The 19,538-nt window shown below is 32.2% G+C and carries 21 protein-coding genes; 14 read left to right on the top strand and 7 right to left on the bottom strand.

Annotated features, from left to right (window positions below; genetic code table 11):
- Positions 1-47 precede the first annotated feature (47 nt).
- From DWZ53_RS10230 to DWZ53_RS10220, 3 genes are all read right to left on the bottom strand, one after another.
- Positions 48-1,397: a C40 family peptidase gene (locus tag DWZ53_RS10230; RefSeq protein ID WP_118434069.1), complete on the bottom strand. Its 1,350-nt coding sequence runs from the start codon at positions 1,395-1,397 to the stop codon at positions 48-50.
- A gap of 104 nt (positions 1,398-1,501) precedes the next feature.
- Positions 1,502-2,668: an NlpC/P60 family protein gene (locus tag DWZ53_RS10225; RefSeq protein ID WP_233541885.1), complete on the bottom strand. Its 1,167-nt coding sequence runs from the start codon at positions 2,666-2,668 to the stop codon at positions 1,502-1,504.
- Between the two features lie 73 nt (positions 2,669-2,741).
- A complete protein-coding gene (locus tag DWZ53_RS10220) occupies positions 2,742-3,938 on the bottom strand; it encodes a C40 family peptidase (RefSeq protein ID WP_118434068.1) in 1,197 nt (398 codons plus the stop codon).
- 117 nt (positions 3,939-4,055) lie between these two features.
- Between DWZ53_RS10220 and DWZ53_RS10215 the strand changes: the two genes are divergently transcribed.
- Entirely contained in the window at positions 4,056-5,066 is a 1,011-nt protein-coding gene (locus DWZ53_RS10215; RefSeq protein WP_118434067.1) for a glycoside hydrolase family 25 protein, read from the top strand.
- Here the strand turns inward: DWZ53_RS10215 and DWZ53_RS10210 are convergent.
- Positions 5,063-5,518, bottom strand: coding sequence for a hypothetical protein (locus DWZ53_RS10210; RefSeq protein ID WP_118434066.1), 456 nt, complete (start codon positions 5,516-5,518; stop codon positions 5,063-5,065). The two genes, DWZ53_RS10215 and DWZ53_RS10210, sit on opposite strands and share 4 nt — an antisense overlap.
- Positions 5,519-5,559: 41 nt before the next feature.
- The gene (locus DWZ53_RS10205; protein ID WP_118434065.1) at positions 5,560-6,063 is read right to left on the bottom strand and encodes a GNAT family N-acetyltransferase; all 504 of its coding nucleotides are present in this window, start codon (positions 6,061-6,063) and stop codon (positions 5,560-5,562) included.
- A 205-nt stretch (positions 6,064-6,268) separates the two neighbouring features.
- Here DWZ53_RS10205 and acpP point away from each other — a divergent pair, with 205 nt between their 5' ends.
- The 12 genes from acpP (at position 6,269) to fabZ (ending at position 16,471) form a co-directional block, all read left to right on the top strand.
- Complete coding sequence (acpP, locus tag DWZ53_RS10200; protein WP_118434064.1) at positions 6,269-6,496, top strand: acyl carrier protein; 228 nt, start codon at positions 6,269-6,271, stop codon at positions 6,494-6,496.
- Positions 6,497-6,602: 106 nt separating this feature from the next.
- The gene (accB, locus tag DWZ53_RS10195; protein ID WP_118434063.1) at positions 6,603-7,019 is read left to right on the top strand and encodes an acetyl-CoA carboxylase biotin carboxyl carrier protein; all 417 of its coding nucleotides are present in this window, start codon (positions 6,603-6,605) and stop codon (positions 7,017-7,019) included.
- A gap of 2 nt (positions 7,020-7,021) precedes the next feature.
- Complete coding sequence (locus tag DWZ53_RS10190; protein WP_118434062.1) at positions 7,022-8,380, top strand: acetyl-CoA carboxylase biotin carboxylase subunit; 1,359 nt, start codon at positions 7,022-7,024, stop codon at positions 8,378-8,380.
- Positions 8,380-9,252: an acetyl-CoA carboxylase, carboxyltransferase subunit beta gene (accD, locus tag DWZ53_RS10185; RefSeq protein ID WP_118434070.1), complete on the top strand. Its 873-nt coding sequence runs from the start codon at positions 8,380-8,382 to the stop codon at positions 9,250-9,252. Before DWZ53_RS10190 ends, accD begins: the two co-directional genes overlap by 1 nt.
- Positions 9,252-10,184 (top strand): acetyl-CoA carboxylase carboxyltransferase subunit alpha, encoded by a 933-nt coding sequence (locus DWZ53_RS10180; protein WP_118434061.1) that lies wholly within the window; start codon positions 9,252-9,254, stop codon positions 10,182-10,184. Before accD ends, DWZ53_RS10180 begins: the two co-directional genes overlap by 1 nt.
- 10 nt (positions 10,185-10,194) lie before the next feature.
- A complete protein-coding gene (locus DWZ53_RS10175; protein ID WP_118434060.1) occupies positions 10,195-11,121 on the top strand; it encodes a beta-ketoacyl-ACP synthase III in 927 nt (308 codons plus the stop codon).
- A 9-nt stretch (positions 11,122-11,130) separates the two neighbouring features.
- The gene (locus DWZ53_RS10170; protein ID WP_118434059.1) at positions 11,131-12,057 is read left to right on the top strand and encodes a nitronate monooxygenase; all 927 of its coding nucleotides are present in this window, start codon (positions 11,131-11,133) and stop codon (positions 12,055-12,057) included.
- Positions 12,058-13,119: a nitronate monooxygenase family protein gene (locus DWZ53_RS10165; RefSeq protein WP_118434058.1), complete on the top strand. Its 1,062-nt coding sequence runs from the start codon at positions 12,058-12,060 to the stop codon at positions 13,117-13,119. It abuts the gene before it with no gap.
- A complete protein-coding gene (gene fabD / locus DWZ53_RS10160) occupies positions 13,116-14,051 on the top strand; it encodes an ACP S-malonyltransferase (protein WP_118434057.1) in 936 nt (311 codons plus the stop codon). The genes DWZ53_RS10165 and fabD overlap by 4 nt, the downstream gene beginning before the upstream one ends.
- Positions 14,035-14,787 carry a 3-oxoacyl-[acyl-carrier-protein] reductase gene (gene fabG / locus DWZ53_RS10155; protein ID WP_118434056.1) on the top strand — a complete coding sequence of 251 codons (753 nt, stop codon included), beginning with the start codon at positions 14,035-14,037 and terminating at the stop codon, positions 14,785-14,787. The genes fabD and fabG overlap by 17 nt, the downstream gene beginning before the upstream one ends.
- A gap of 11 nt (positions 14,788-14,798) precedes the next feature.
- Positions 14,799-16,043 carry a beta-ketoacyl-ACP synthase II gene (fabF, locus tag DWZ53_RS10150; protein WP_118434055.1) on the top strand — a complete coding sequence of 415 codons (1,245 nt, stop codon included), beginning with the start codon at positions 14,799-14,801 and terminating at the stop codon, positions 16,041-16,043.
- Between the two features lie 2 nt (positions 16,044-16,045).
- On the top strand, positions 16,046-16,471 hold the full coding sequence (gene fabZ / locus DWZ53_RS10145) for a 3-hydroxyacyl-ACP dehydratase FabZ (protein ID WP_118434054.1): 426 nt from the start codon (positions 16,046-16,048) through the stop codon (positions 16,469-16,471).
- A 15-nt stretch (positions 16,472-16,486) separates the two neighbouring features.
- Here fabZ and pdxT read toward each other — a convergent pair whose 3' ends face one another.
- Both pdxT and pdxS read right to left on the bottom strand, forming a co-directional pair.
- On the bottom strand, positions 16,487-17,068 hold the full coding sequence (pdxT, locus tag DWZ53_RS10140) for a pyridoxal 5'-phosphate synthase glutaminase subunit PdxT (protein WP_118434053.1): 582 nt from the start codon (positions 17,066-17,068) through the stop codon (positions 16,487-16,489).
- On the bottom strand, positions 17,068-17,943 hold the full coding sequence (gene pdxS / locus DWZ53_RS10135; RefSeq protein WP_118434052.1) for a pyridoxal 5'-phosphate synthase lyase subunit PdxS: 876 nt from the start codon (positions 17,941-17,943) through the stop codon (positions 17,068-17,070). Before pdxS ends, pdxT begins: the two co-directional genes overlap by 1 nt.
- 113 nt (positions 17,944-18,056) lie before the next feature.
- Here pdxS and DWZ53_RS10130 point away from each other — a divergent pair, with 113 nt between their 5' ends.
- Entirely contained in the window at positions 18,057-19,445 is a 1,389-nt protein-coding gene (locus tag DWZ53_RS10130) for a PLP-dependent aminotransferase family protein (protein ID WP_118434051.1), read from the top strand.
- Positions 19,446-19,538 lie beyond the last annotated feature (93 nt).

Raw genomic sequence — 19,538 nt, 5'->3', positions numbered from 1 at the left:
TTATTGGCCGAAACAATCTCAACCACAAGTTATTTTAAATTACCCTTTTAATATAAACGACGACAATTATAAATATGTCTATAGAAATAACTTCCGGGAGCAACACTGGTTACTTTTACACGTTGTTCAGGGTATTGACCTACTGTACCAGAACCTTGTCCTGAAGCTTCAACCATCCTACCATTACCAATATAAATACCAATATGGGCAACAAAATGTCCATCATAAGTAAATGTAATGACATCACCAACCTGTAAATTGTTATATAAAACAGCTTTTCCATATGCTGAATAGCCAGCAGCAGTTGTTCTACCAATTTTAATGCCTGCTTGATTATGAGCCCAATACACAAGACCAGAACAATCAAAGTAATTAGGTCCGGAAGCACCCCACCAATAACGACAACCTTGTTTTGATAAAGCGGCATTAGCGATTCTTACTCCAGTACTTGCATCAGATTGGCTAGGTGATGATGGAGTAGAAGGTTGACTATTGCCTTGATTATTGTTTTGATTGTTATTTTGATTATTATTCGTGTTGTTATTATTATTGTTTTGGTTATTATTCGAATTATTGTTATTATTTGGGGTAGATGGTGGTGTAGGTAAGGGTGCTACATAGCCAATGTTATCCTTTTTAGAGTTTTCATAGAAAGCATTTAAAGCTTCATCCATCTGTTTTACCTGTTGAGAACTATAGTTGGCACTTTCTTGAGTAGCAGCTACATTTTTATTTTGTTCTTGAAGTAAAGCAGTATAACGTGTTTGTAAGTTAGCCTGTTCTTCTTTTTGAGCAAGTAGAGCAGTCTTCGCAGATTGTAAAGTTGCTTTTTGCTTAGAAATTTCTTTTTTCTGATTTGCCATCTCAGCAATTAATTCTTGATCGTTAAGTGTGAGTTCATTAAAACTATCAATCCGTGAGAATAAATCGGCGAAGTTATCAGCACCAAAAATGTATTCTAAATAAGAATCTTCATTCATATAGGTTTGCATAGAGTACATACGATCTTTAATAATTTGATCATTTTTAGCGATTTCTTGTTCTAAATTAGAAATAGTACCTTCTACATAGGCAATTTCTGTTTCCTTTTGACTAATACTAGAATTAATATTTATGATTTTTTTACTAATACTATCTACGGTATCTTTTGTTTTACTGGCAGTTTCCTTTTGAGTGGCTAATTGTTTATTTAATTCCTGATTTTTCTTTTTTAAGTATTTATTAAACTGTTGACAAGTAGATTTATTGCTACTAGATAAGTTACTACTAGAACAGATATTCATATACTTACTTTCATCTTTAGAAAAATCAATTGCTTCTACATGTTGAGGATGATAAAGCAATGTTCCTCCTAAAATTAAGGCTAAGGAAAGTGAAGTGAGTTTTTTATATTTCATAGTGCCACCTCCTCAACCTATATTATCTACTAAATTTTATTTTTTGTAAATAGACTAAACTTTATTTATAATAAAAAAGAATACCGAAGTATTCTTCATATGTATTAATATGGACGAACGGCGCAACTAAATTGATTTAAATTAGATGCAACTTTAACAACATCTCCGGTTTGTGGAGCATGAATATATTGTCCACCACCAATATAAATACCAACATGACCTGATTTCCATAAAATATCACCAGGTTGGGCTTGACTTAACGGAATAACGGCACCAGCCTTACCTTGGGAACCAGAATAATGTTCAAGAGAAACACCAGCTTGGGCATAACACCACATGACTAAACCAGAACAATCAAATGTATTAGGTCCAGCAGCACCCCAAACATAAGGACAACCAAGTTTTGATCTTGCTGCAGCGACAACAATACTACCGTATTTATTAGTTGTTGGAACGTTAGCAGGAGTTATCGACGATGACGAACCATTACCTTTATTAGAACCATTTCCTGTATTAGTAGGTTGAGTTACCACAACTGAAGATAAAAATGAATCTAAAGAACTTTGCGTATCAGATACTTTACTTTGTTCTGCTTGAGCACTTGCAAGATCATTCTTTTGTTTTTGAATGATATTTTCATATTGTGTTTGTAAAGTCTTTTGTTCATTTTGTTTTGCTACAATATTTTCTTTTGCTGTTTCAACAGTTGCTTTTTGTGCTTCTACTTGTTTCTTTTCATCAGCAATTTTACTAATCAAGTCTTCATCATATTGAGTTAATTCGTTAACACTATCAATTCTTGAAAAGAAATCTGAAAAACTTGATGCACCAAAAATAAATTCAACATATGTATTACTATTACTATAAGATTGCATAGCATACATACGATCTTTTATTTCTTTTTCTTTTTTATTAATATTATCTTCTAAAGTTTTAATTGAACTTTGTAAATAATTAATCTCATTTTGTTTTTGTTCAATTTGATTATTTAAATCAGCAATCTCAGCAACCACAGTATCTAAAGATCCTTGTGTTTGTGATATTTTAGATTTTGAATCATCAATTGAACTTTGTAAATCTTTATTTTTCTTTTTTAAATAAGCGTTAAATTCCTTACAAGTATTATAATTACTTGTTGATAGATTATGACTTGAACATATTTTCATGTATTTACTTTCTTGTCCATTAAAATTAACAGCTTCTACTGGTTTACTTTTAACCATAGAAACAACCATCATAAAAGTTAACAGACATGCAAAAGTTTTTTTCACGCTATCACCTCCACCATCTATTATCCTCTAATTTGAAAAAAATGTAAATAAAAGAAGAGAATGAATTTCTCTTCTAATATAATCTTCTACAATTATAAATTACACTATAAAAATAAGTACCTGGCTTAATTGATGTTGTTTTAACACATTGGTTAGGATCTTGACCATGAGTTTCAGACCCCTTACCAGAAGCATGAACCATATTACCCCCACCAATATAAATACCAATATGAGCAACACCACTACCATAATTAAAAGTAATCACATCACCAACTTGTAATTGATTATATGATACAGCTTTACCCATAGCAGCATATCCAGCAGCAGTTGTACGCCCAATTTTTACTCCGGCAGCATTCATTGACCAATAAACCAACCCTGAACAATCAAAATAATCGGGACCAGTAGCTCCCCACCAATAACGTTTTCCTTGCATTGATAAGGCTTTTTTTGCAATAGCAATACCAGTTTCACTATCACCACTACCAGGAGTGATACCAGCACTGGTATCATCTTTTAATGAGTTTTGATAGAAAGTTGTTAAAGCACTATCTAAAGTAGAACTTGCTTTTTCATTAGCACTCGATGCTTGTTTAGCAGCAGATAATTGTTCTTGTTGTTTTTGAAATAAAAGAGCGTATTGATTTTTTAAAGTTGCTTGTTGTTGTCTTTGACTTTCAATATTCGCTTTTGCTACTTCAATAGTTGATTTTTGACTTTCTACTTGTTTTTTTTCATCAGCTAATTGACTAACCAATTCTCGATCATATTGAGTTAATTCATTAACACTATCAATTCTTGAAAAGAAATCTGAAAAACTCTGTGAGCCAAAGATAAATTCAATATAACTATTACTATTGTTATAAGATTGCATAGCATACATGCGATCTTTTAAATCATTTTCTTTCTTTTGAATACTTGATTCTAATTGAGAAATAGATTGTTGAAGATAAGAAATTTCTTTTTCTTTTTCATCTATTTGATTATTTAAACTAGTAAGTTTACTAGATACAACACTAAGATTATTTTCAGTAGTACTTAACTCGCTACTTACATTATTAACTGTTTGTTTCAATTCTTTATTCTTTTTCTTTAAATAAGTATTAAATTCTTTACAAGTATTATAATTACTAGAATTTAAGTTACTACTAGAACATATTTTCATATATTGATCTTCCTGTCCTTCAAAATTAACCGCTTTAACTTGATTAATTGGACAAAGAGAAAACATCATCATTCCAGTAAGTAAAACACAAATACCTTTTTTCACTTTATCACCTCAAAGGTTATTATCCTAAATTCTACTAGATTTAGCAAGAAGAATATAAAAATGATAAAAAATAACATATTGTAAAAAAAGACATATATTAAAATGAGGAGGGAAATCATGATAACTCATGGTATTGATGTATCTAAATTTCAAGGAACGATTAATTGGCAACGAGTAAAGGAAAATGTAGATTTTGCGATTATTCGTTGTGGTTTTGGTCAAGATAAACCATCACAAGATGATCCTTATTTTAAAAGAAATGCTGATGAATGTACAAGATTAAATATTCCTTTTGGGGTTTATCTTTATTCTTATGCTACTAATGAACAAGAAGCACTAGGAGAGGCGAGACATGTATTAAGACTTATTAAAGACTATAAAATGGCTTATCCCATTTATTATGATTTAGAAGATAATAATACAACCGGGAAACAAAGTAATGAAGTTATCGCTAATATTGCTAAAACATTTGCTGATGAATTAGAAAAGAATAATTATTATGTAGGTATGTATGCATCCTTATATTGGTGGCGTACAAAATTGACAAGTCCAATATTTAATCGTTATACAAGATGGATAGCTTATTATGGTAATCAGCTTAACTTTGATGGTGAATATGATATGTGGCAGTATTCTTCTACAGGAAGTATACCAGGTATTACTTCAATGGTAGATTTAAATTACTGTTATAAAGATTTTCCAGAAATTATTAGAAATGCAGGATTAAATAATTTTAATAACCAAACAGAAACGAATCAGTATCAAGTTGGCGATCACGTCCGTTTTCAATATGTCTTTTTAACCAGTGAATCAACGAATCCACTTAGACCATATCGTCAAACAGGTATTATTACACGCATTGTACCTAATGCCAGAAATCCATATTTAATTGGACAAGATGATGGTTGGGTCAATGATCAGGTTATAGAAGGAAAAGTCACATTATTAAGCAATAGTGATTATCAGGGAAATAGTCTAGTTGATGCTTTAAATGAGATAGGCGTAGATTCCAGCTTTGAAAATCGAAGACGTTTAGCTATGCTTAATGGTATCACTTCATATCAGGGAACAAATTACCAAAATACATTACTACTTAATTTATTAAAAGAAGGACAACTTGTTAGTTAACTAGCTGTATTTATAAAAGAAGATAATAAAGTAAGATACTTATTTTCTTCTTTTATTACTGATTTTAAAAGTTTTATTATATCGGGATCATGAATGGATTTTAACTGTAAGTTAAACTTATCAATTAAGACTTTTTTACTTTCAATAACATTATCCATTAAAGAATCAAAGGATTGATGATAGTTATTATAACTAGGGGACCAGTATTCATTATGTTGACAATAACATGTCCATAAACGAGGTTCCATTCCTAAATGATAGGATAACTGTAAAAAAAGATGAAGATATTTCATATTACTTAACATCATTTCATAAAATAAAGAACTTAGTTTTTGATTTTGATTCATTAAAATAATATGATTGTACATATTTAAAGATAAAGAGGACATCATACTAATCATGCCACAAGCATTATCTAGTAACATCATACCTTTTTGATTATGTTCGATCATTATGCTCACCCTATACAGTCTATGTCCAAATAAAAAAAAGATTACTTAAGTAATCTTTTTTCATAAGCTCTTCTTAAATCTCCGGATGTAGACAAATGAATATCACCGCAATAGACAAAGCCATATTTAGTTAAAAAATGCTGCATAGAAAGATTATCATAATGGGTATCCATTCTTACACTATGATATTGAGGATATAAAGCAACTGCATGATCTAAAATAATACTAGCAAGTCCTTTTCCTTTATATTGATTATCTAAAGCGATACGATGAACACATATATAAGGACTATTTAATAACCATTTACCATCAATAACATTATAGCTAGGTTCACCTTTAATCGTCACCATACAAGTACCAATAATATGACCATCTTCTTCTAAAACATAAGCTTCACCTTTTTTGATATCATTTTCAATTGTTTGTTCATTAGGATAGCCATCTTGCCATTGATCAATTCCTTGTGATTTGAAATATTCTTTAGCTTGATTAATGATTTTCATTACCTCATTGATATCTTCTTTTACAGACAATCTAAAATTCATATATCTTCACCTCATTGACACAACTATAGCATAAATCTATGTATAAAGTAAAATAAATGTTATCTTTTTTATCGTCTGAAAGCCTTGATTTATCAAGTGTTTTATGAAAACGATAGAATTATGTCGAGAGATTTGAACTTCAAAGTATTTACAAATTAAAACTTTTTGTTATAATAGCCTCATAACAACGAGGAGGAAAATAAAGATGGTATTTGAAAAAGTAAAAGAAATCATCGTAGATTCTTTAAATTGTGATGAAGATCAAGTAACTTTAGATGCAAATTTAAAAGAAGATTTAGAAGCAGATTCATTAGATGCTGTAGAATTAATTATGGCAGTAGAAGAAGAATTTGATCTTGAAATTCCAGATGATGCAGCAACAAGTATCAAAACTGTTAAAGACATCGTAGATTATATTGAAGCTCATAAATAAAAGGATTACCCAGGAAACTGGGTAATCTTATTATAGCAATGCTTTGGAATTCAAAGCATCTCTTTTTTTATCGACATAGTTTGAACTTCAAACAAAGGAGAATAAAATGAAACTTGAATTAATAAAACAATTAATAACTGAATTTGATGACTCTAAGGTCACAAAAATGAAAGTAGAAATAGATGATTTAAAATTAGAATTAGAAAAAAATGGTAAAACAGTAGTTCAACAAGTTGAACCACAAGAAGTGATTCAATCAGCTACTACAAATAAACAAGAAACATTAACAGGGACACCGGTTAAATCACCTATTGTAGGTGTTTTTTATCCCGCAAGTTCACCTGATAGTGATCCCTTTGTTCATGTTGGTGATCAAGTGAAAAAAGGACAAGTTTTATGCATTGTAGAAGCCATGAAAGTGATGAATGAAATTAAAGCACCTATTGATGGAACGGTTACATCAATTTTAGTTAAACATGAAGATCTTGTAGAATTCGATCAAGTTCTCATGATGATTGAATAATTATGTTTAAAAAGATTTTAATCGCTAATAGAGGCGAAATTGCTGTTAGAATTATTCGCTGTTGTAAAGAGATGTCGATTGAAACCGTAGCAGTTTATTCTACTGCTGATGCGACTTCTTTGCATGTTCAATTAGCTGATGAGGCGGTATGCATTGGACCAGCAAAAACCAGTGACAGCTATTTAAATATGGAAAATATCTTATCAGCCGCCATGACTTTGGGGTGTGATGCGATTCACCCGGGATTTGGCTTGTTATCAGAAAATTCTACTTTTGCCAGACTGGTAGAAGAATGTGGCATGACTTTTATTGGACCCAGTGGTGATGTCATTGATCAAATGGGTAATAAAAGTGTAGCAAGAGAGATGATGATTAAAGCGGGTGTACCTGTTGTACCAGGAAGTCCAGGGAGTATTAAAGATGAAAAAGAAGGCAAACAGATTGCTAAACAAATCGGTTATCCTGTATTAATTAAGGCTTCTGCAGGTGGTGGAGGACGAGGAATGCGTCCATGTTATCAAGAAGAAGACTTTGATTTAGCTTATCAAACAGCTAAAGCTGAAGCAAAAGCCTGTTTTGGTGATGATGATATGTATTTAGAAAAATTAATTTTAAATCCTAAACATATCGAATTTCAAATTTTAGCGGATAACTATGGTCATGTTATTCATTTAGGAGAACGTGACTGTTCTATTCAAAGACGTAATCAAAAGATGATTGAAGAAGCTCCAAGTCGTGCTTTAAGTCAAGAATTAAGAGAAAAGATGGGACAAGATGCAATTAAAGCAGCTAAAGGAGTTCACTATCGTAATGCAGGAACAATTGAATTCGTACTAGACCAAGAAGGCAATTATTACTTTATTGAAATGAATACCCGTATTCAAGTCGAACATCCTATTACAGAAATGATTACAGGAGTCGATTTGATTCGTGAACAAATAAGAATTGCTGCTAATTTAAAACTGAATTACCAACAAAGTGATATCCACTTACAAGGACATGCGATTGAATGTCGTATTAATGCCGAAAACCCTAAAGAAAACTTTAGACCTTCACCTGGTAAAATTAATAGTTTGCATATACCAGGAGGTTTTGGAGTCCGTGTTGATACAACCTTATATCAGGGATATCAAGTTTCATCCCATTATGATTCAATGATTGCAAAAGTAATTGTTCATGGTGCTAATCGCTTAGAAGCAATTAGAAAAATGAGAAGAGTTTTAGGTGAACTGGTGATAGATGGTATTGATACGAATCAAGAATTACAATATCTCATTTTACATCATAGTGAATATGTCAAAGGACATTTTGATACAGGATTTATAGAAAAACATTTAGATGAGTTGGTGAATGAACAATGATGGAAAAATTATTTCAAGAAAGAAAAGAAAAATTAGTCTTTTTTAAAAGACTAAGAAACAAAATCAATCATCAAACAAGAAATGAAATTCCAGATGGTCTTTATTGTAAGTGTGCATCATGTAATGAAACAATCTTACAAAAAGTGTTGGTGAATAATTTATATGTATGTCCTCGTTGTGGACATCATCATCAATTACCTGCACATCAAAGATTAGCATTACTTTATGATCAAGGAAGATATAAAGAACTTTATCAACAGATTGAACATTTAAATCCCTTAGACTTTCCGGGTTATGATGAAAAAATAAAAATGTTACAAGATAAAACAAAGTTAGATGAAGCGGTTGTTGTAGCGAGCGGTAAAATTAATGGTACTAAAGTGATCACTTGTGTTATGGATTCACGATTTTTAATGGGAAGCATGTCATCGGCTGTAGGTGAAAAAATAACGAGAGCGATTGAGCATGCAACAAAAAGGAAATATCCCCTTATTATCTTTTGTGCTTCTGGGGGAGCTAGAATGCAAGAAGGAATTTATTCATTGATGCAAATGGCTAAAACTTCATCAGCCTTAGCTCGTCATCATGAAGCAGGATTACTTTATATATCTTATATTACCCATCCCACAACAGGAGGGGTTACGGCTTCGTTTGCGATGTTAGGTGACATTATTATTGGGGAACCTCATGCGTTGATTGGGTTTGCTGGAGCGCGTGTTATTGAAAGTACAATTAAACAAAAACTACCTGAAGGATTTCAAAGAACTGAATTTATGGAAAAACAAGGTTTTATTGATTTAATTGTTAAAAGACAGGATATGCGTTCAACCATTATAAGAATATTAAAAATGCATTCAAAGGGGGCAAAATAATGGCACTTATCGATTTAGAAAAGCAAATAACCCAACTTCAACAACAATTATCAAACAGTGAAAACAAAGAAGAACAAAAGGCATTAAAAATCCAAATAGCTAAATTAAAAGATGAAGCTTACAACAATATTTCAGCTTATGATCGGGTATATATGGCAAGGAAAAGTAATCGCCCACATATTCAAGATTATATTCAAAATATATTTGATGACTTTATTGAATTACATGGGGATCGTTTATATTTAGATGATGGCTCAATTATGGGAGGTATTGCTTTATTAGATAACCAACCGGTGACAGTGATAGGTCATGCAAAAGGAAGAACGCTAGACGAAAATTTACATTGCAATTTTGGTATGAGTTCACCAGAGGGGTATCGTAAAGCGTTGCGTTTAATGAAGCAGGCAGAAAAGTTTCATCGCCCTATTATTACTTTTATTGATACACCAGGAGCCTATCCAGGGTTAGAGGCTGAACAACATGGTATTGGTGAAGCTATTGCTAGAAATTTAAGAGAAATGGCAACACTCTCAGTACCGGTTATTGCTGTTGTTGTAGGTGAAGGTGGTTCTGGTGGGGCACTTGCTTTAAGTGTTGCTGATCGTATTTTGATGTTAGAAAATAGCGTGTATTCGATTTTATCGCCAGAAGGATTTGCTTCAATATTATGGAAAGATAAAGAAGGAACAAGAGTAAAAGAAGCAGCGAGTTTAATGAAACTGACGGCAAAAGATCTATATGAAATGAAAATTATAGATCATATTATTAAAGAACCTAAAACCGGTGCTACTGTGACATCTCAAAAAGTATATGAACAATTAAAAGATTATTTCATCAAGACAATATTAGAATTAAATAAATTATCAAAAACGAATCTATTAAATAAAAGATATCAAAAATATCGCACAATAGGTCAAGTATCCGTTTTATAAAGGAGATCAAATGAAAGGATTAGAAGTATTATCAACTGGTTACGCTAAAATTAATCATATTCTTGATAATCAACAATTAGAAAAGATGGTAGATACCAGTGATGAATGGATTGTTTCAAGAACAGGTATTAAGAAAAGACATATTTCCTGTAAAAACAGTGTTGATTTAGCTATTGAAGCTGCAAAAGAGGCAATCAAAAACATTGATCAAAGTAAAATTGGCTTGATTGTCTGTGCAACTATGACACCAGCCAATAGAATGCCAAGTAATGCTTGTTTAATTCAAGCAGGTTTAAATTTAAACGAACAAGATATGATGTGTTTTGATATATCAGCAGCTTGTAGTGGTTTTGTTTATGCGATGACAATTGTTAATAGTTTACTTAAAACGATGGATGATCGTTATGCACTTATTATTGGTAGTGAGCAGTTAAGCTCTATTATTGACTATCAAGATCGTAATACTTGTATTTTATTTGGAGATGGAGCTGGAGCGATGGTTGTAAAAAATAGCCAACATGCTTTTTATAGTTATCAAAATAGTGCGGGTAACCAAGAAGTTTTATCAGCCAAAAACGATCCTCAAGATTATTTTTTAAAAATGAAAGGACAGGAAGTTTTTAAATTTGCGATTAAAGTCATACCAGAAAGTATTGATCAAGTATTAAACCAAGCAGGATTAACGCTAGATGATATTGATTATGTCATTTGTCATCAAGCTAATTATCGTATTATAAAACACGTTTATAAAAAATATCGTTGTCCCTCTGATAAGTTTTACATGAATTTAGATGAATATGGTAATACCTCTGCCGCCAGTATTCCTTTAGCTTTAGCTACAATGAATGAAAAAGGCTTAATCAAAAAAGGAATGAAGCTCATATTAGTAGGCTTTGGTGGAGGACTCACTTGGGGCGCAACTTTAATCGAGTGGTAAGGAGATTATATGAAATTAAATGAATTATTAAATATAAAGTATCCCATTATTCAAGGGGGAATGGCCAATATTGCCAGTGGTGAATTTGCTGCTGCTGTCAGTAATGCTGGAGGATTAGGTTTAATAGGTGCTGGAGGCATGGATGTTGAAACTTTAAAAGAACATATTCATATTTGTAAACAAAAAACGAAAAATCCTTTTGGTGTCAATATTATGTTAATGAATCCTCAAGCTAAACAAATGGCCCAATTATTGATAGATGAAAAAGTACCTATTGTAACCACTGGAGCAGGAAATCCAGGAACATATATTCAAGCATGGAAAGAAGCAGGCATGATTGTTTTACCTGTTGTGCCAAGTGTGGCTTTAGCCAAAAGAGTTGAAAAAGCTGGAGCAGATGGTGTTATCGTTGAAGGATGTGAAGCAGGTGGACATATTGGAGAACTTACTACCATGGCACTTGTTCCTCAAGTAGTAGAAAGCGTGTCTATTCCGGTTATTGTCGCCGGTGGTATCGCAAGTGGTAAACAGTTATTAGCGGCTTATGCTTTAGGTGGTTGTGGTGTTCAAGTTGGAACGATTTTACTTGCTAGTGAAGAATGTCCAATTCACCCCAATTACAAAGAAGCAATTTTAAAAGCCAAAGATGTAAGTACTGTGGTAACAGGAAGAATTGCGGGAACACCAGTAAGAATTATTAAAAATAAAATGGCTAAAGAATATGTAAAAAAAGAAAAAGCAGGTACTGATTTAATGGAATTAGAAAAATATACATTAGGGTCATTGAAAAGAGCAGTATTAGAAGGTGATGTAGATACGGGTTCTTTAATGGCAGGACAAGTTGCGGGAATGATTCATGAAATTAAACCTGTTAAACAAATATTTGAAGAATTAATGAATGAATGTCATCAAGCGTATGACCAATTGGTGATATAAATGAAAACAGTAAAGATTAAAAATAAAACATTAACGGTACCTATTATCCAAGGTGGCATGGGAGTCGGTATTTCTCTTGGTAATTTAGCAGGAAATGTTGCTAAATGTGGTGGTATGGGTGTGATTTCAACAGCTCATCCAGGATATCGTGAAGATGATTTTGAAACCAATCATCGCCAGGCTAATATACGTGCTTTAAAAAAAGAAATAATAAAAGCCAAAGAAATAAGAGAAGGTAAAGGAATTGTCGCTATTAATGCCATGGTTGCTTTACAAGATTATGAAGAATTAATTGAAGCAGCTATAGAAGCCGGTGTAGAAGCCATTATTTCCGGAGCGGGGTTACCGATGCATTTACCGGCGTTAGTTAAAAATCATGATGTATTGATTGCACCTATTGTTTCTAGTGGTAAAGCATGCAAACTGATATTAAGAAGTTGGTGGCATAAACATCAAAGATTACCTGATTTTATTGTCATTGAAGGATGTCAGGCAGGAGGACATCTAGGATTTAAAAAAGAGGATTTAGTGAATCATACTTGTCAAAGCTTAGATGAAATCTTTAGAGATGTAAAACAAGTTGTTGTAGGTTATGAAGATGAACATGATGTTAAAATTCCTATCTTTGTGGCTGGCGGTATTTATAAAAAACAAGATGTTGATCATTATTTATCAATAGGGGTAAATGGTGTTCAAGTTGCAACACGTTTTATTACAACTCAAGAATGTGATGCCAGTATTGAATATAAAAAAGCATTTATTGAAGCGAAGAAAGAAGATATTGAATTAGTATCATCACCTGTAGGAATGCCAGGAAGGGCAATCAAGAATCAATTCACGAATCGAGTTAAAGAGGGAAAAATCAATATTTCTAAATGTTATCGTTGTTTAAAACCTTGTCATGTTAAAGATGCACCTTATTGTATTTCTAAAGCATTAATTGAGGCAGTAAAAGGAAATATTGATGATGGGCTCATCTTTAGTGGGGCTTATGGTTATTTAAATAATGAAATGACAACAGTTAAAGCAGTTATTGAAGAATTAACGGAGGAAAAATCATGAAAATAGGTTTTTTATATGCCGGTCAAGGCAGTCAAGTTGTATCAATGGGGCAATCTTTATATCAATATTCCCCTTTAGTTAAAGAAGTCTATGATCAATATCCGGATTTAAAACAATTAAGTTTTCAAGGACCATTAGAAGAATTATCAAAAACCGAAAACACGCAACCATGTATGGTTTTACTTGCTACAACCATTACAGATTTATTAAAGCAAAATGAAATTAATCCAGACTATGTTGCTGGTTTATCATTAGGTGAATATTCATCATTATATTGTGCAGAAGTATTTGATCGTCAAACTGTTGTTGATATTGTTCGTTTTAGAGGTCAGGCCATGAAAGATGCTGTCATTGATATTGATAGTAAAATGGCAGCGGTGATGTCGATGGAAAGATCAACATTAGAAAAGATATGTAAACAAGCAAGTAATGAAGGGGTTGTTTCGATTGCTAATTATAATTGTCCTGGACAATTAGTTATCGCTGGGGAAAGTCAAGCTGTCGAAAAAGCCAGTGAACTTGCTTTAAAGCAGGGGGCTAGAAGAGTCATTCCTTTAAATACGAGTGGTCCTTTTCATACAGTATTATTAAAAGAGGCATCTTTAAAATTGAAAGAACAATTTAAAACAATAACATTCAATCCTATGAAAGTACCTGTTGTTTTTAATTGTCTTGGTAGTGAAAAAGGAAATCAACAAATACCTTATTTATTAGAAAAACAAGTGATGTCACCTGTTTATTTTGAAGATAGTATACGTTATATGCTAAGTCAGGGTGTAGATACATTAATTGAAATTGGACCAGGTAAAGTATTAAGTGGATTTGTAAGAAAAATAGATAAATCAATCAAAACATATCAAGTAGAAGATGAAGAATCTTTGAAAAAAGTATGTCTTGCATTAAAAGGAGAAGACTATGAAATTAAAAAATAAAGTTGCTTTAATTACTGGTGGTAGTCAAGGAATTGGTAAAGCTATTGCTTTAGCTTTTGCTAGGGAAGGAGCAACCATTATTATTAATGATCTTGATTTATCACAAAATAAAGAAAAGATATTACAATGTCAAAATGAAATAAAAGCAATAGGTAGTGATTGTTCTATTATTTATGCTAATGTTGCTTCTTTTGATGAAACTAAACAGATGTTTGATCAAATAAAGGAAGAATATGGACATTTAGATATTCTTGTTAATAATGCTGGTATTACTAGAGATAATTTAATGATGAGAATGAAAGAAAGTGATTTTGATAGTGTTATTGATGTGAATTTAAAAGGAACATGGAATTGCATGAAACATGCAACGAAATTGATGATGAAACAACGTAATGGTCGAATTATTTCTTTATCATCAGTAGTAGGGGTAATGGGAAATGCCGGACAAGTTAATTATTCAGCAAGTAAAGCTGGGATCATGGGAATGACTATGTCATTAGCACGTGAAGTAGGAAGTCGAGGGATTACCGTTAATGCGATTGCTCCTGGATTTATTCAAACAGCAATGACCGATGTTTTAAGTGAGGAAATTAAAACATCAATGATGAATCAAATTCCTTTAAAAACATTTGGACAAGTAGAAGATATTGCACAAACGGCACTTTTTCTAGCTAGTGATGAAGCAAGATATATTACTGGACAAACGATTCATGTTGATGGTGGCATGGCGATGTAAGGAGATAAAAGATGGAAAAAAGAAGAGTTGTGGTAACTGGATTAGGGGCAGTTACACCTATTGGTAATAATGTAGATTCTTTATGGCAAGGAATTGAAGAAGGACGTTGTGGCATTGATTTTATAAAGGCTTTTGATACGACTGATATGAAAGTAAAAGTCGCTGGAGAAGTTAAAAATTTAGAAGTAACAGATTACTTAGATAAAAAAGAAGTAAGAAAAATGGATCGTTTTATTCAATTAGGTATGATTGCAGCTAAAGAAGCTGTGAATGATGCAAAACTTGATTTAGATCAAATTAATCATGACCGTTTTGGGGTTATTGTATCAAGTGGAATAGGAGGATTAGGTTCTATCGAAGAAAATCACACTCGTGCATTAAATAGAGGCTTTGATAGAGTATCACCACACTTTATTCCTATGACAATTGTTAATTTAGCAGCAGGTAATATTGCGATTGCATTTAAGGCAAAAGGATTATGTACATGTCCAGTTACTGCCTGTGCTGGAGGGACAAATGCCATTGGAGATGCCTTTAGAAATATTCGTGATGGATATCAAGACATCATGATTGCAGGAGGATGTGAAGCCAGTATTACGCCACTTGGCATAGGTGGTTTTACTGCTATGAAGGCTTTATCGAAAAGCCAAGATCCTCTTCGTGCTTCTATTCCTTTTGACCATGATCGAGATGGCTTTGTTATGGGAGAAGGAGCAGGCATGCTGATTTTAGAAGAATATGAACATGCAAAACAAAGAGGAGCCCATATTTATTGTGAAATGGTAGGATATGGGGTAAGTTGTGATGCTTATCATATTACTGCACCTGCACCAGAAGGTATAGGCGGAGCAAAAGCAATCATCAATGCTTTAGAAGATGGAAATGTAGCTTATGATCAAATTGATTATATTAATGCTCATGGAACATCAACACCGATGAATGATAAATTAGAAACAGCAGCAATTAAAACGGCTTTAAAACAACATGCAAGTCAAGTCTGTGTTTCTTCAACAAAAGGAAATACCGGGCATTGTTTAGGAGCTGCCGGAGGCATTGAAGCGGTTATATCCGTCAAAGCTTTACAACATCAATTTGTTCCACCAACAATTCATTATCAACATAAAGATGAAGACTGTGATTTGGATATTGTTGCGAATGTCGGAAGAAAACAAGCATTAAACTATGTTATGTCTAATTCATTAGGATTTGGAGGACATAATGCAACAATCATCTTTAAAAAATATCAAGGAGAATAGTCATGGAATTAAATAGTAATGAAATACAAAAAATTAATCCCCATCGTTATCCTTTTGCTTTAGTAGATCGCATTACTGATTATCATCCAGGGGAATATGCAAAAGGTATTAAATGCGTGAGTGTCAATGAAATGCATTTTTGTGGTCATTTTCCAGAACATCATGTGATGCCTGGTGTTTTAATTGTAGAAGCTTTAGCTCAAGTAGGATGTATTGCTATTTTATCTAAAGAGGAAAATAAAGGAAAAATTGCTTTTTTTGGGGGAATAAAAAACTGTCGTTTTAAAGGACAAGTCATTCCTGGGGATGTCTTAGAAATGGAATGTCATTTAACAAAACAAAAAGGACCAATTGGTATTGGTGAAGCGATAGCAAGAGTTGATGGTAAGGTTGTCTGTAAAGCAGAATTAACATTTGCTATTCAATAGAAAAGGAATGTTCAATTATTTATGAACATTCCTTTTTTCTATCATATCTATAAAATATTGATGAATACGCAAATCATCATCTAATTCGGGATGAAAAGCGAGCGCTAATTGATTTTTACTTTTTACAGCTATTATTTTTTGATCAACTGTTGCTAAGACTTCGACATCATCGCCTACTTGATCAATGTAAGGAGCTCTAATAAAAGTCATGGGTACTTGACCTATATGTTTCATTTCTTCAATTGTTCTAAAACTACCTAGTTGACGACCATAAGCATTTCTTTTCACTACCATATCAATGGAATTAAAATAGTTTTCTGCTTGATTTTCTATCTCTTTTGCTAGAAGAATAAGACCTGCACAAGTAGCCAATACAGGCAATCCATGTTCAATCTTTTCTTTTAATATATCAAACATATCTAATTCCTTTAATAGTTTACCTTGAACCGTACTTTCACCACCAGGTAAGACAAGACCATTAAATTGTTGATCAAGATCCTCTTTTTTTCTTAATTCAAGACATTCAACTCCAAGACTTTCTAATTTATGAATATGTTCAATAAAAGCTCCCTGTAAAGCAAGAACAGCAACTTTCATTATTTTCCTCTTTCTGCCATTAAGATTTCAATTTCTTGTTCATTGATACCCACCATGGCTTCTCCTAAATCTTTAGATAATTCAGCAATCATTTTTGCATCTTGGTAGTTTGTCACAGCTTTAACAATGGCTTCAGCACGTTTTTTAGGATTTCCTGATTTAAAGATTCCTGACCCTACAAAGACTCCTTCAGCACCAAGTTGCATCATTAAAGCAGCATCTGCAGGTGTAGCCACACCTCCAGCAGCAAAATTGACAACAGGTAATTTTTTATGATCATGAACATATTCTACTAATTCATAAGGAACTTGAAGTTTTTTAGCGGCTTCATATAATTCATCTTTTCTAAGTGCTGAAATTTCAGCAATTTGTTTATTCATCATACGCATATGTCTTACGGCTTGAACGATATCACCCGTACCCGGTTCTCCTTTAGTACGAATCATACTCGCTCCTTCGTTAATACGACGTAAAGCTTCTCCTAAATCTTTAGCCCCGCATACAAAAGGTACATCAAATTCATTTTTATTAACATGGTAAACATTATCAGCAGGTGATAAGACTTCACTTTCATCAATATAATCAATTTCTAAAGCTTGAAGAATTTGTGCTTCTACAAAGTGTCCAATACGGCATTTAGCCATAACAGGAATACTCACTGCTTCTTGAATTCCTTGGATCATTTTAGGATCGGACATTCTTGCTACACCCCCAGCAGCACGAATATCAGCAGGAATTCTTTCAAGTGCCATAACAGCACAAGCCCCGGCTTCTTCTGCAATTCTAGCTTGTTCAGGTGTTGTTACATCCATGATGACACCACCCTTTAACATTTGCGCTAATTGTTTATTTAAATCATATCTTTTATTTGTCATTGTTTTTCCCTCTTCTTTACATTTAATATGTAACCCATTATACTTAAAAGTGACCATATTAAAATATTCAGTTGTAAAATAATCAATAAGGTCAAAAAGGAGAAAACAGATAAATGTTAACATATAATTTTACAAATATAGGGTCAGATTCATTATATGAATATCTCTATAAATGTATAAAAAATGACATATTACTAGGTAAACTTAAGCCAGGAGACCGATTACCTTCAAAAAGACCCTTTGCGAAAAATCTGGGTATAAGTGTTATTACGGTTGAAAATGCTTATAGTCTTTTAGTATCTGAAGGATATATTTATTCTTTACCTAAAAAGGGATTTTATGTTATGGATTTAAATAATCAAATTAAACGTAAAAAAGTTAATAGTGAAAAAGTCATTTTGACAGGGGGAGAAAATCATTATCTTGCTGATTTTTCTAGTAATCAAACTGAAAGTCATATTTTTCCCTTTCATACCTGGAATAAAACAATGAAAGAGGTATTAAAAGAAAATCAAGATAAACTGATGATCAATTCTCCTTGTGGAGGTATTTTACAACTAAGAGAAAATATCGCAAAATATTTAAAAGATTTTAGAAATATGAATGTCAGACCAGAACAAATTATTATTGGTGCAGGAACTGAATATTTATATAGCTTAATTATTCAATTATTAGGAGATAAGGTGATATATGGTTTAGAAAATCCGGGTTATCCTAAAATAGCGAATATTTATAAAAGTATGAAAGTTGATTTTAAGTATGTTAATATGGATGAACAAGGGGTAGCAGTCCAAGAATTAAATGATCAAAATATAGATGTTATTCATATTTCTCCATCACATCATTTTCCTACGGGAATTGTTATGCCTATATCTAGAAGATATGAATTATTAGGTTGGGCAAACCAAAAAGATCAACATTATATTATCGAAGATGACTATGATAGTGAATTAAGACTAGGCGGTAAACCAATCCCCACTTTACAAAGTATTGATGTTTCTGACAAAGTGATTTATATTAATACTTTTACTAAGACACTTTCTTCAACAATTCGTATTTCTTATATGGTCTTACCAGAAAGTTTGGCTAATCAATATTATGAAAAACTATCATTTTATTCATGTACTGTCTCTAATTTTGAGCAGTATACGTTATCACAGTTTATTGAAAATGGTCATTTTGAAAGACATATTAATCGTTTAAGAAGTTATTATCAAAATAAAAAGGATATTATAATTAAAAAGTTTTTATCTGGTAGTTTAAAACATAAAATAGAAATATATAATGAGGGAGCAGGAGTACACTTTTTAATGAAAATAAAAAGTAATAAAAGTGAACAAGACATCATCAATCATGCTTATTCAAAGGGAATCAAACTGGTTCCTTTATCACAGTTTTATGTTAATTCATCTTCAAGCGATCGTATTTTTATCATGAATTATTCATCAATTAATATTGATTATATTGATGAAGTTGTTCAAATCATGAATACCATCATATAAAAGCCACTCTATCACATGATAAAGTGGCTTTTTAATACTATTCTTCTTCAGTTAATTGACGAGCAACGTCATCTTTAATAGTTACACCTTCAG

The organism is Coprobacillus sp. AF33-1AC, from assembly GCF_003475785.1.
In the GTDB taxonomy this organism is placed as follows: domain Bacteria; phylum Bacillota_I; class Bacilli_A; order Erysipelotrichales; family Coprobacillaceae; genus Faecalibacillus.
Note: the sequence above shows the minus strand (reverse complement) of the source record. Positions and strands in the feature narration are given on the sequence as shown.